The sequence below is a fragment of the Niabella pedocola genome, from assembly GCF_021044425.1.
In the GTDB taxonomy this organism is placed as follows: domain Bacteria; phylum Bacteroidota; class Bacteroidia; order Chitinophagales; family Chitinophagaceae; genus Niabella; species Niabella pedocola.
This window is the reverse complement of record NZ_JAJNEC010000005.1, coordinates 78,247-90,642: the sequence shown is the minus strand read 5'-3', so window position 1 is coordinate 90,642 and position 12,396 is coordinate 78,247. Positions and strand designations below refer to the sequence as shown.

Here is a 12,396-nt window from a genome sequence, read left to right as displayed (position 1 = left end):
AAGCCTGCTGTATGACGTTTGAAAGGTAAGCAATATCGTCCCGACTAACCATCAACTACAGCAGGACAACTTTATTACACCAGTGAGTATTGATAGGGCACGAAGCCGGTGTTATGGAAACGGCCATTACTAAACAAGGAAGCCAGCTGTGTGCTAAGCCGTAGCATCCACCGTTCTGCGGTAATCGGTGGGTGTCATTTTTTTGATCTTCTTGAACTGCCGGTTAAAATTGGCCAGGTTCTTAAACCCGCACTCATAAGCGATTTCCACTACATTTTTATTTTTTTCGGCAATGAGTTTACAGGCATATCCCACCCTTACCGTATTGAGGTATTCCACAAATGTGGTCCGGTAATTTTCTTTGAAAAAGTTGCAGAAAGTAGTGATGGCCATATTGGACCGGGCAGCGATTTCCGGCAGCGAAATATCGCTGTCAAAATTGCGCATGATGTACTCGGTGATCTTTGCAGACCGGTCGGATCCGTTCCAGCATCCCTTTTGTACATATCCCGGGCTGGCCAGTAATTCATATTCTCTGGTATTGGCCAGCAGATGAAAAATATTAAAGAGTGCGGACAGCCGTTCCAGTCCGGTCATCTCCGGCATTTGCTTCATAATGGTATTGATCTGGTCGCGGGTATCGCCCTGGATCACCATTCCATGAGCGGCCAGCTGAAACATCTTTTTCAGCCGTTCCATTTCGGGGATCTCCAGGAATTTTTCTCCAAGGAATTTTTCTACAAACTGGATCACGATCCCATCGGCCTCTTCTTCGGCTTCCCCCTTAACATAGGTATCATCGTTGAGCCATACATGCTGAAGACCGGGACCCATAAAAACCAGGTCCTCCTTGTCAAAATACCCAATATGGTCACCTACCATGCGGCGACCCGTGCTGCTGGTGATGAGTACCAGCTCGTACTCCGGGTGGTAGTGCCAGGGGCAGGGAAAAAACTGGCCACTTTCCCGAAATACAATAAATGATTTGTCATAATCCTGAGGCAGACGTTGTTCAATCGCTTTCATAAATGAAAAAATTAAGACTGATATTATTCTATTATAAATTTAAGTAAAATAGTACCAGTTGAATTTATCTGATGAAAAAAAGTATCGGTAGTCGATCATATAATACTATGTAATGCCTGCGGGGTCTGCTACTTTTGACAATGCGGAAGAATTTTAGAACCGGGTCTTTTTTGTTACTGCTTTTGTTGGGGTACAGCGCTTATAGCCAGGAGCTTAGCTGGGACACAACGTACCGTCCGGAGATCTATCCGCTGTTAAATGATCTGTATCGTTCCGAGAAAACAGATTCGTCTGATATCGTGTTCCTGGGAAATAGTATTACCTTCTGGGGGTTGTTTAATCAAACGCTGGGACAGCCGCAGATCAGGAACAGGGGTATCCCGGGAGATATTACCAACGGCGTGCTGGAACGGCTGGACGGCATCCTGGACGGGAAACCTGCAAAGATCTTTATACTGATCGGCATTAATGATATCGCCCGCGGGATCCCGGACAGCATTGTGATCGGCAACCAGCAGCGGATGGTAACACGTATCCGGGAACGGTCGCCCCGCACAAAGATCTTCCTGCAAACCCTGTTGCCTACCAACAGCTCTTTCAAAAAACTCGCCGCGCACTATCATAAAGAAGCACATATCCGGGTCGTAAACGAAGGACTCCGGAAGATCGCTGCAGCATCCGGGGCTACCCTGGTAGATCTGCATGCCGTTTTTGATGATGGAACCGGCCAGCTGATAAAAGAACTGACCTTTGATGGTGTACATATTACCAAGAAGGGATACGACCGTTGGATCCGGCTGCTAAGAGAACGGCATTATCTGGATGATTGAACATAACCATCGGACTTTTAAAACAAAAACAAATGAAAAAATTGATTGCCCTTACGCCATTTTTATTGCTTTCCCTGTTTGGCCTCACCCAGTTCCCGGCTCCGCTTCCATCTACCGTAATACCCGGCATTGAGATCTGGAGCGGTGCACCTCATAATGCTTTCACGGATCTGATCGAATACAAGGGGTATGTGTACTGCAGTTTCCGCGAAGGATCGGGGCATGTGCCGGGCTCCAACGGGGTGGGCCGCATCCTTCGCACCAAAGATGGAAAAACCTGGGAACCTTTTGCCCTTATCAGGAAGGAAGGCATTGATCTCCGGGATCAGAAGATTTCCGTAATGCCGGATGGGCGCATGCTCTGCCTTATGGGCGGATCTGTGTATGATACTACAAAAAAACCGTCGCGCCTGCTGGGCATGTACCCGCATGTGGCCTTTATGGGAAAGAATATGGAATTTACCACACCAGAAAGGGCGGTGCTTGATAACAGCGGACGTAACTGGATCTGGCGGCTGACCTGGTATAAAGGCACGGGTTATGGAATTGATTATGGAGATGGCTCTGAACGGAAGGCGATAAAAACAGCAGGAGGCAGGAATTTTGGTGTAACGCTTGTAAAAACAACCGATGGTAAACATTTTGAAAAGATAACGGACCTGGATATTGACGGAGGTCCCAATGAATCTTCCATCCGGTTTGATACCCGGGGCAAAATGTACATCCTGGTACGGAGGGAAGATGGTGACCGGTTGGGCGTATTGGCCACCGGCAACGCACCTTTTACCGCGTTCAATTATCAGAAACTGGATTACCGTTTGGGCGGCCCCGATTTTATGTTTACACCGGATCAGAAAAAACTGATTGTTGGCACCCGGTTATACCTGCCCGGCGGCGCCAAAACCGGTGTCCTTCTTACAGATCTTAATGGCAAAGTACTTAAAACACTGGTGCTGGAAAGCGGCGGGGATTGCAGTTATCCCGGGATGCTGATAAAGGAAAAGGAACTTTGGGTTAGTTACTATGCTTCACACACCGGAAAAACGAAGATCTATTTTACCCGCATACCGTTGAGTGACCTTTTGTGAAAACGGTTCTGATGCAAATGATTGTCCTTTATGTTTACAACAGCATTTTCACGCGTTAAACAACTTTAATACATATCCGATCGCCGGCCTTTGCTGAATGCACCGGGAAGCAACTGTGTTTACGGCGTGCAGCGATCGTTAACTCACAAATAACATGAAACAATATCGGTTAAACCGTTTGATGAACCCGGAATCGGGTAAATGTTTTGATGTAGCCATCGACCACGGCTTTTTTAATGAACCGGGATTTTTACAAGGCATCGAAGATATCCGGAAGGCCGTGGATGTGATCGTTCATGCCAATCCCGATGCCATACAGCTTACCCCTGGCCAGCTAAAGTATTTACAGCGGGTGCCGGGCAAGGCAAAACCAGCGCTGGTGCTGCGCACGGATGTAGCCAATGTTTATGGCAAAGAATTACCTGCAACGGCGTTCAGCAAAATGATTGAAGAGCCGGTATTGCAGGCAGTGCGGGCGGATGCGGCCTGTATGTGTGTAAATTTATTCCGCATTCCCGGTGCACCGGAGGTGACCGCCCAGTGTATCGATAATATTATTAAAATAAAAATGGAGGCAGAGCATTATTGCATGCCGCTGATGGTAGAACCCCTGGTGTTTCGCCCCAACAGCGAAGCAGGCGGGTATATGGTGGATGGAGACCTGGATAAGATCCTGCCCCTGGTGCGACAGGCCGTAGAGCTGGGAGCCGATATCATTAAAGCGGATCCCTGTGATCAGCTCGAAGCATATCACAAAGTAGTGGAAACTGCCGGCGAAATTCCGGTACTGGTACGTGGGGGCGGTAAGGCCAGTGATAAAGAGATCCTGGAACGCACGAAGATACTATTGGGCCAGGGCATCGCCGGTATCGTCTATGGCCGCAATATCATTCAGCATGCCTTTCCTGACCGGATCACCCGGGCATTAATGGGGATGGTGCATGCAGGTTATTCTGTTGAGCAATGTTTAACTATTTTAGAAGGAGCATAAATCAGGAAAAATGGAAGTACTGGAAAATATATTAAGTCTGAAGGGAAAAGACGTATGGGTGATCGGTGGTGCCGGTTACCTGGGACAGCCAACGGTGGCATTGTTAAGCAAGGCCGGAGCCAGGGTGCTCTGTTGTGATCTTAACGGGCGTGCGGCCCGGTTTGTAACGGCAAATGCGCTGGAGTCGAGCGTTACGCCGGCGGATATCAACACCGGTGATGAAGCCCTGGTAAAAGCCTTTGTTGAGCAACAGGTTGCGGAGCGTGGGGTGCCACAAGGACTGGTTGATCTATCCTTTGCCTCAACTTCCAGAATAATGGAAGAACTGACTGCTGAGGAATTCAATAACGTAAATAAAGCCATTACCAATACCTTTTTATTGGCGCGGGAAGTGGGCATGCATATGGCGGCACAACAGGCGGGCAGCGTGGTGCTGTTCTCCAGTATGTATGGGAACGTGGCACCGTATCCTGCCGTGTATGATGGACTGGGTATGAATAAAAATCCTGTTGAATACGGTGCCGGAAAGGCCGCTATCATCCAGATGACCCGTTACCTGGCCGTACATTGGGGGCGGAGTAATGTGCGGTGCAACTGCATTTCACCCGGTCCGTTTCCCAACCCCGGTGTTCAGGAAAAACACCCGGAGTTTATTAAACGGCTGTCGGAAAAAACGCCGATGGGCCGCGTTGGAGCAGGACACGAAATTGCCGGAACCGTAGCCTTCCTGGTTTCTGAAGCCGCTTCTTATATTACCGGGCAAAACATCCTGGTAGACGGTGGATGGACGGCCTGGTAATAAATAGACACAATGAAACCATTACAAAAGATAGGACTGGGTGCCGTTACATTCGGGCGGGAAATTGACCAGCAGCAATCATTCCGGATTATGGATGCCGCTGCCGAACGGGGGATCCTGTTTTTTGATACGGCAGAAGCATACGGCCAGGGTGCGTCGGAAACCATTATCGGAAACTGGCTGCAGGCGCATCCTTCCATGATGGAGCAGGTGACCATTGCCAGCAAATTGCTTCCGCCTTATGATGTTGTATCTCTCAAACAACGCATTGCGGCAAGCCTCCGGCGGTTGCAGCGCCCGTATATCGACCTGCTTTTTTTTCATAGCTGGCATGCATCCGTGCTGGATGTGGATCTGTTGACATTGCTGGGAGGGCTTATGCAACAGGGACTCGTGAAAAACATTGGAGCCAGTAATTTTAATGCAGACCGGCTAAGCCGGTTACTGGAAGTACAGGAGCGCCACCGGTTACCTAAAATAACCGCCATACAAAACAATCACAACCTGGCCGTTTCAGATCTGGATGCTTCGCTGCTTGCTGTAACCAGGAAGTATCAGCTACAGGTTATTACCTATAGCCCCCTGGGTGCCGGCTTTCTTACCGGTAAACATATGGAAGCTGTGGAGCAGGGATCGCGGTTTGACCGGATGCCGGCGCACCAGGACATTTATTTTACAAGCGACGCGCTGGGATCTTTACAACGATTGCGTATTGCAGCAGCCGGACAAAAAGAACTGCAGGTACAATGGGCGCTGGCCTGGGCATTGCATCACCCGGATGTGGACCAGGTACTGATCGGTGCCCGGTCGGAGGCACACCTGCAGCAGGCAATTGATGCTGCGTCTTTTAATGATCTGGCCTTCCTGCAACAACTGAAACCATTTTATTAGGATCGTTCAACCCACCTGATTTTTACAGATGCCGTTCGCGGGCCTTAAAACCACCATATGCCATCAACTGTTTTTGATGCAGCCACTTCTTTGTTTTGCTCCTTTATATCGCGATGCGCGGACCGGTAATGCAGATAACCGGGTGGCATACGATGCACTTGTTTGGGGATAGCAGGCTGATGATAAAAAATAAAAATTAGTATCATGATTCGGTAGAACCTGTGGCATCAAACCGGATTTTATAAATCAAATTTGAAACCGGAAATATCCGGTTACCGGATCTGGAAATAACAACTTTTATGGAACAATCAGACGAACAAAAATTAACCGTAACAAAAGACTGGTGGAAGGAAAACGCCGCGGGCGTTCCGCGGCTGATCACCGAAACGCCGGGTCCACGATCAAAAGAAATGCATACCCGGGCAGCCCGTTATATGAAGGGGTTGAGCAGCCAGGTAAAACTTTTTCCTGTATGTTTTGAAGAAGGCTACGGGGTTACACTTACGGATGTAGATGGAAACCGGTACCTCGATTTTTCTTCAGGTATCTACGTGACTTCATTGGGCCATTGTCATCCCAAAATTTCAGAGGCCATTGCCTATTGGGCAAAAAAGCTGATGAACGCACATGACTTTACCACACCTGTTAAGGAGAAGCTGCTGGAAAAGATGGCGGATGTATTGCCGGGAAATCTGAATGCCATCCAGCTTTACAGCGATGGAGCTTCCGCCGTGGAAGCAGCAATCCGGGCAGCCCGTGCCATAACCGGCAAACACGAATTCATTTCGGGATACCGTGACTTTCATGGAAAAAGTATGGCGGCCGTAAGCTGTGCACAAATGATACGGGGCGATGTATACAGCTACGGACCCACAAGGGCTCCCGGCTTTTATATGGTGCCGCGTCCGGACCCTTACCGTCCGTTGTGGACAAAGCCCGATGGTACGATCGATACCGATCAATACATTGCTTTTTATGACCAGTTTATTACAGAAAGTACGGTGGGGAATGTGGCTGCATTTGTACTGGAGCCCGCCCAGGGATGGGCCGGCTCTATCTTTCCGCCGGATGATTTCTTTCCAAAGCTAAAAGCATTTTGCGAAAAGAAAAAGATCCTCTTGTTTGACGATGAAGTGTTGGCCGGCATGGGACGAACCGGTGAATACCTCTGTATGAATCACTGGAATGTACAGCCGGATATCGTAACCCTGGGAAAATCCTTTGGTAATGGGTTCCCGGTAACGGCGATGGTGCTGAAAGAAGAATACGGAGAAGCACTGGAGAGCATCTCCGCTTCATCCAGTTATGGCGGCAATCCGATGGCCTGTGCGGCGGCGCTGGCCTCTATTGAAGTGATTGAAGACGAAGGGCTGCTCGAAAACGTGCGGACGGTAGGCGCCGCTATTATGAAACGCCTGGAAAAGATGAAAGCGGAACACCCGATCATCGGCGATGTAAAGGGGAAAGGATTCTTGCTGGGCATTGAACTTGTAAAGGACAAAGCCACAAAAGAACCCTTTGCCGAAGCCGGAACGCTCGTGTACCAGAAGGCCTTTCAACGCGGGCTGGCATGGATACCGGCGGGACATATCCTCCGTATGTCACCGCCCCTCATTATGGATGAAGCCTATGCCATGAAGGGGATCGATATGATCGAGGATGCGATCTCCGACGTTGAAAAACAATTTGGGTACGTGTAAAAACAGAATCGATGCAAGCCATATCCGAACTACAAACAACAAATAAAACGATCTGCCTGCGGGGAAATGTAATGACCGGCAACGGCTTTCAAAAGACGGCCGTCTGGTTTGAAAAGGGGGTTATCAGTGCCGTAGGTGATGCCACCGGAGCGGATGAAGAAGATATGCATATCATTGATGTGGGCGATGCGTTCATCGTACCTGGGTTTATTGATCTGCACATGCACGGTATTCATCAATACCTGATCGATAACGGCCCGGCCGATCTGAAACAGATCGCGCAGATCATCCTTAAGTACGGCATTACCAGTTTTTTACCTACTGTTTGTCCGCGCAGGGAAGGAGAAGATATCGCATTTTTAAAAACACTGGCAGTGGTACAGTCTGAAGGCGCCAATATCCTGGGGTTTCACCTCGAAGGGCCCTTCATAAAGCTGACCGGTTCCCTGGTGGCCAATACCATTGCCAAGGCCGATCCGGCCCGTGTAAAGGCGTTGATTGAAGCTACAAAGCCGTACCGGTCCGTATTCAGCATCTCGCCGGACCTGGATAATATTACAGATATTATACCGTTGATGGCCGCGGGCAATACACCGGTGTTTATGACCCACACGGCGGCCAATGTAATGCAAACCAAGGCGGCCATCGCATTGGGTGCCTCTCATGCCACTCATTTTTATGATGTATTTCCATGTCCGCCGGTTACAGAGCCCGGCGTACGCCCCTGCGGTATCGTGGAAGCCATCCTGGCCGATGAACAGATCAGCGTGGACTTTATACTGGATGGGGTACACGTGGATCCCATTGCAGTAAAGATGGCAATGGTTTGTAAGGCCAATGGCCCGGGAAGGGTTTGTTTGATCACCGATTCCAATATAGGCGCAGGATTGCATGCCGGCCGGTTTATTTTTGGGGAGAACGGAGAGGTGGAGATTGCTTATAAAGGAGCGCCGGTACGGAAGACGGCCGATAATACCCTGGCGGGTAGCGGGCTTACAATGGATCAGGCGGTACGCAATGCGATGGAATATCTCGAGATCGGGTTAGCAGATGCGGTTACCATGGCCAGCGCCAACCCGGCCCGCGTCCTGGGAGTGGCGGATAAAAAAGGAACGATAGCACCGGGATTTGATGCAGATATGGTGGTGCTGGATGCACGTCATCATGTGCTCCAGACCTGGGTTTCCGGCGAACAGCGGTTTGTTAAGGGATAGAGAAAAGAGCGGTGGATCGTTGGTCGTGAGAAGCGGGTAGTGAAACGTGAATAATAAAAAATAAAATGATTCAGTTATGAGTGACTTTCAGTTTGAAGCATCACAATGGGTGCCTTTTAAAGACAAGGCGGTTATTGAAAAGGTGCGGGCTATCAAAAGAGTGGATATCGAAAAACATGCAAATCCCGATTTTAAAATAACGGTATATCCGGATGCAGATGTGGAGTATGTGTGGGTGACCGACCTGTTTACACGGATCTGGAAGGCTACGCAAACCAATGAAAAGCTGGTGCTGATATTGCCCAATCCCTGTCCTTCTTACCGGCACGTGGTACGCCTTATTAATGCCAATAAAGTAAGCTGTAAAAATATTTATGCTTTTGCAATGGACGAGTATGCCGATGAGCGTGGAAGGATTGCACCGGCCGATTGGAAATATGGATTTACCTATGCCATGTTCCATTATTTCTACGATCGTATTGATCCGGCATTGCGCCCGGCGCGGGAGCAGTTTGTAGGGTTCACCGATCATAACATTAACGATTACGGGAAAATGATTGAAGACCTGGGCGGGGCGGATGTTTGCTACAGCGGACCGGGCTGGACCGGGCACCTGGCGTTTATAGAGCCGGATGCACCGGAGTTTGCCGGAGGTTTGGAGGAGTGGAAAGAGATGTGCGCGCGTATTGTTACCTTAAGTCCTTTCACCCTGGCACAAAATTCCTTGCATGGCAGCTTTGGAAAAAGCGGAGATCTTTCTGCCGTACCACCAAAGGCCGCAACCATCGGACCCAAAGAAGTGATCCGTGCCAAACACCGCGTAGATACCCATTCCATTACGGTACATGGCACAACCACTTCCTGGCAGCGATTGATGACCCGGCTGGTATTGCACGGACCGGTAACGCCACAGATCCCTGAATCCATATTGCAAACGCTAAGAACTGATGTGCTGGTGTCCGAAACGGCCGCAATGGATATTGAACCAGACTGGAACAAGGGGTATTAGCTATCAGATATCAGATATCAGAAACCAGCTGTCAGCGATCAGAAATCAGCCGCCTGCCGTCTGCGATCAGTAATAAATCAGGGCTGGCAGTGCAAAGCTAAAAACAACCGGCTCAAATCTCAATTCTCAAGTCTCAATTCTCAAGTCTCGAATCCCAATTCTCAATTCTCAAACCGCAACTCTCCAATGATAAAAGCCGGGGCATTTGCAATTGATATCACCCCCAAAAAGAGTCTTCAGTTGGCAGGCTATCCTTTTGTAGCACGGAAGAGCACCGGTGTGCATGATCCGCTGCAGGCCAGTGTACTGTATCTTCATAGCGAAGGAAAAGAACTGCTTTTTATATCCTGCGATCTTATTTATGTAGGCCGGGCAACCGTTTTACGCGTACAGGAGCAGGTAGAAATGACCCATGGCATCCCCAGGCAACATATAATGATCACTGCTACGCATACCCATTCCGGGCCGGCTACGGTAACATTTATTGCAGGGGCACATGATACCTTATTGCAACCGGTAGACGAGGCGTATCTTGCTTTTCTTGAAGCACAGATACTGGAAGCGGTACAGCAGGCCCTTGCACAGGCCGTTATCGCTGAAGCAGGGTTTGCAAAAGCAGATGCTACCGGTATCGGTACCAACCGCCACCACCCGGACGCAGCATCGGACCTGGCTGTGCCGGTATTGATGGTACGCCGTAAAGCAGATGCAGCAGTAATGGCCTGTATGGTCATCTGCAGCATGCATCCAACGGTGTTGCATGAAGACTCTACGCTGTACAGCGGCGATTTCCCCGGACTGGCAAGGGCGCTACTGCAGGAACATTTTTCAGCAGACACGGTATTCCTGTTTCAATTGGGAACCGCAGGCAATCAAAGCCCCCGGCATGTAACAACAGGCAATACATTTGAAGAAGCGCGGCGGCTTGCGGGTATCCTGGTAAATGCCATTCTCACTGCCATGCGGGATATCCGGTATCAAAGCTCGCTTGAAATAACAACGGCCAGGGCAAATCTGACGCTGGTACGTAAGTCGTTTCCCTCTCCGGCAGCGGCAGCCGGATATGTGGCAACATGCAAAAACGCACTGGATACTGCCCGGGCGGGCGGGTACAGTCCGCAGGAGATCCGCTCGCGGGAGGTGAATTGGTTTGGAGCAAAAGAAATGGCCCACCTTTCTGTACTGGCAGCGGGCGGGCAGCTGGAGGAATTGTACCGGAAAACGGAGCAGGCGGAGATCCTCATCTTTAAAACAGGTTTGTTTACCTTTATTGGCTGGCCGGGAGAGATCTTTGTAGAGTATGGTCTTGAGATCAAGAACAGCTACCCGGATGCGGCAGTGATCACACTGGCCAACGGAGAATTGCAGGGGTATATTGTAACACCCGATGCCGCCTCCAGGGGCGTTTATGAGGCATCCAATGCTATTTTTGATCCATCCTGCGGTGCGCTCCTTGTGGCAAAAACAAAAAACTTATTAGATACATTACAATAGAATGTTGTTCTTGGGCATTGATATGGGAACCAGCTATTTTAAGGCCGGACTCTTCAATAGGGAGGGCGTGCTGGTGGGCTCGGGCAGGGTGGCCGTTCCCAGGCACAGTAAGGGCAGGGAGGTGACATTGGATACCGGCCTGTTCTGGCAATCCCTGCAACAATGCATTCATACAGCTTTCATAGAAGCAAAAGCTGCTCCGGCAACGTTGGCGGCAATGGCCTATTCGTCTCAGGCCAACACGTTTATATTGACCGATATAAACGGACAAGCGCTGACACCGCTGATCCTCTGGACGGATGAACGGGCTCCGGAAGATCCGGCGCTTACCGGATTTGCAGCAAAAGCACAGTGGATGGAGACCACCGGTATCGGGATCCCTTTCGGTGCTGGCTTTTGCATCAGCAAAGTTAAATGGTTCCAGCAGCAGCAGTCGGACTTATGGCAGCAAACAGCGGCCCTTTTAACCTTGCCGGATTATCTTACGTTTTGTCTTACGGGAGCGCGGCTGGTAGATACAAGTACGGCGTCGTTGCTGGGCTTGATGGAGGTAGAAAAACAGATATGGTGGCCGGATGCGCTTGAAGTATCGGGAATAAGGAATGAACAGCTTTCACAGCTATGTGCTATGGGGACCGATTGCGGCAGGCTTAAGGCGGGAAACCCGCTGGGGCTTCCTGCGGGTGTTCAACTATTTGCTGGGGGACTGGATCATCATATGGCGGCAATGGGAGTGGGGATCGGTGCCAAAGCAAAGCTCAGCGAATCTACCGGAACAGTGATCGCCGCGGTTTTATACAGCCATAATAAAAAACGCTTAAAAGATGTTTGTATGGCACCGGCGCTGGAGCCGGGTGCCTATTTTAAAATGAGCTTCGACCGTAACGGCGCCGGAGCGCTGGAATGGTACCGGGAAACCTATGCCATGGAATATACCATGGAGGCATTGCTCGAAATGGCGGCAGCGGTTCCTGCCGGATGTGATGGATTGGTGGCCCTGCCCTGTGCACATAGGTATGCCGGCAAGCGCGGTTTCTTACATCAGCAGGGCCGGTTTCACCACGGCCATTATGTACGGGCAATCATGGAATCGACCGCTATGAGTTTAAAACAACTGATCAGCCGGGTAGATACAGAACAGGAAAGCCATGCGGTGTTTTCTACGGGTGGGGGCGCTAAAAGCGCATTGTGGGGTAGTATTAAGGAAGCGGTGATCGGGCGAAGTTTTTATCGTAATAAAAATAATGAGGCCGCCTGCAGAGGGGCCGCAATGATAGCAGCTATGGGAGCCGGTTTGTTTGCCACTGTTTTTGAGGCACAGCAATCCTGGTTGCCAGGTGAATGAAGTATCTTT

The 12,396-nt window shown here is 49.9% G+C and carries 11 protein-coding genes; 10 read left to right on the top strand and 1 reads right to left on the bottom strand.

The genetic code is table 11. The features are described from left to right. Nucleotides 1-153 precede the first annotated feature (153 nt). Nucleotides 154-1,026, bottom strand: a complete 873-nt coding sequence (locus LQ567_RS08050; RefSeq protein WP_231003963.1) for an AraC family transcriptional regulator — start codon at nt 1,024-1,026, stop codon at nt 154-156. A gap of 140 nt (nt 1,027-1,166) precedes the next feature. Between LQ567_RS08050 and LQ567_RS08045 the strand changes: the two genes are divergently transcribed. The 10 genes from LQ567_RS08045 to LQ567_RS08000 all read left to right on the top strand — a co-directional run bounded on the left by LQ567_RS08045 (nt 1,167) and on the right by LQ567_RS08000 (nt 12,387). Next, nucleotides 1,167-1,856, top strand: a complete 690-nt coding sequence (locus tag LQ567_RS08045) for a GDSL-type esterase/lipase family protein (RefSeq protein WP_231003961.1) — start codon at nt 1,167-1,169, stop codon at nt 1,854-1,856. A 32-nt stretch (nt 1,857-1,888) separates the two neighbouring features. Continuing rightward, nucleotides 1,889-2,944, top strand: a complete 1,056-nt coding sequence (locus LQ567_RS08040; protein WP_231003959.1) for a hypothetical protein — start codon at nt 1,889-1,891, stop codon at nt 2,942-2,944. 154 nt (nt 2,945-3,098) lie between these two features. Further along, complete coding sequence (locus LQ567_RS08035) at nt 3,099-3,935, top strand: class I fructose-bisphosphate aldolase (protein WP_231003957.1); 837 nt, start codon at nt 3,099-3,101, stop codon at nt 3,933-3,935. Nucleotides 3,936-3,945: 10 nt separating this feature from the next. Further along, entirely contained in the window at nt 3,946-4,734 is a 789-nt protein-coding gene (locus LQ567_RS08030) for an SDR family oxidoreductase (RefSeq protein WP_231003956.1), read from the top strand. A gap of 12 nt (nt 4,735-4,746) precedes the next feature. Continuing rightward, nucleotides 4,747-5,625, top strand: a complete 879-nt coding sequence (locus LQ567_RS08025) for an aldo/keto reductase (protein ID WP_231003954.1) — start codon at nt 4,747-4,749, stop codon at nt 5,623-5,625. Between the two features lie 299 nt (nt 5,626-5,924). Then, nucleotides 5,925-7,325, top strand: a complete 1,401-nt coding sequence (locus tag LQ567_RS08020; protein ID WP_231003952.1) for an aspartate aminotransferase family protein — start codon at nt 5,925-5,927, stop codon at nt 7,323-7,325. A gap of 11 nt (nt 7,326-7,336) precedes the next feature. Continuing rightward, nucleotides 7,337-8,539 carry an N-acetylglucosamine-6-phosphate deacetylase gene (nagA, locus tag LQ567_RS08015; protein WP_231003950.1) on the top strand — a complete coding sequence of 401 codons (1,203 nt, stop codon included), beginning with the start codon at nt 7,337-7,339 and terminating at the stop codon, nt 8,537-8,539. Nucleotides 8,540-8,615: 76 nt separating this feature from the next. Next, nucleotides 8,616-9,548, top strand: a complete 933-nt coding sequence (locus LQ567_RS08010) for a sugar phosphate isomerase family (RefSeq protein ID WP_231003948.1) — start codon at nt 8,616-8,618, stop codon at nt 9,546-9,548. A 186-nt stretch (nt 9,549-9,734) separates the two neighbouring features. Then, nucleotides 9,735-11,042: a neutral/alkaline non-lysosomal ceramidase N-terminal domain-containing protein gene (locus tag LQ567_RS08005; RefSeq protein WP_231003946.1), complete on the top strand. Its 1,308-nt coding sequence runs from the start codon at nt 9,735-9,737 to the stop codon at nt 11,040-11,042. A gap of 1 nt (nt 11,043) precedes the next feature. After that, a complete protein-coding gene (locus tag LQ567_RS08000; protein WP_231003944.1) occupies nt 11,044-12,387 on the top strand; it encodes an FGGY-family carbohydrate kinase in 1,344 nt (447 codons plus the stop codon). The last annotated feature ends 9 nt before the right edge of the window (nt 12,388-12,396 follow it).

Excerpts from the sequence above, each read along its gene's own strand:
- LQ567_RS08050 (WP_231003963.1), bottom strand. The coding sequence starts at position 1,026 with ATGAAAGCGATTGAACAACGTCTGCCTCAGGATTATGACAAATCATTT.
- LQ567_RS08045 (WP_231003961.1), top strand. The coding sequence starts at position 1,167 with ATGCGGAAGAATTTTAGAACCGGGTCTTTTTTGTTACTGCTTTTGTTG.
- LQ567_RS08040 (WP_231003959.1), top strand. The coding sequence starts at position 1,889 with ATGAAAAAATTGATTGCCCTTACGCCATTTTTATTGCTTTCCCTGTTT.
- LQ567_RS08035 (WP_231003957.1), top strand. The coding sequence starts at position 3,099 with ATGAAACAATATCGGTTAAACCGTTTGATGAACCCGGAATCGGGTAAA.
- LQ567_RS08030 (WP_231003956.1), top strand. The coding sequence starts at position 3,946 with ATGGAAGTACTGGAAAATATATTAAGTCTGAAGGGAAAAGACGTATGG.
- LQ567_RS08025 (WP_231003954.1), top strand. The coding sequence starts at position 4,747 with ATGAAACCATTACAAAAGATAGGACTGGGTGCCGTTACATTCGGGCGG.
- LQ567_RS08020 (WP_231003952.1), top strand. The coding sequence starts at position 5,925 with ATGGAACAATCAGACGAACAAAAATTAACCGTAACAAAAGACTGGTGG.
- nagA (WP_231003950.1), top strand. The coding sequence starts at position 7,337 with ATGCAAGCCATATCCGAACTACAAACAACAAATAAAACGATCTGCCTG.
- LQ567_RS08010 (WP_231003948.1), top strand. The coding sequence starts at position 8,616 with ATGAGTGACTTTCAGTTTGAAGCATCACAATGGGTGCCTTTTAAAGAC.
- LQ567_RS08005 (WP_231003946.1), top strand. The coding sequence starts at position 9,735 with ATGATAAAAGCCGGGGCATTTGCAATTGATATCACCCCCAAAAAGAGT.
- LQ567_RS08000 (WP_231003944.1), top strand. The coding sequence starts at position 11,044 with ATGTTGTTCTTGGGCATTGATATGGGAACCAGCTATTTTAAGGCCGGA.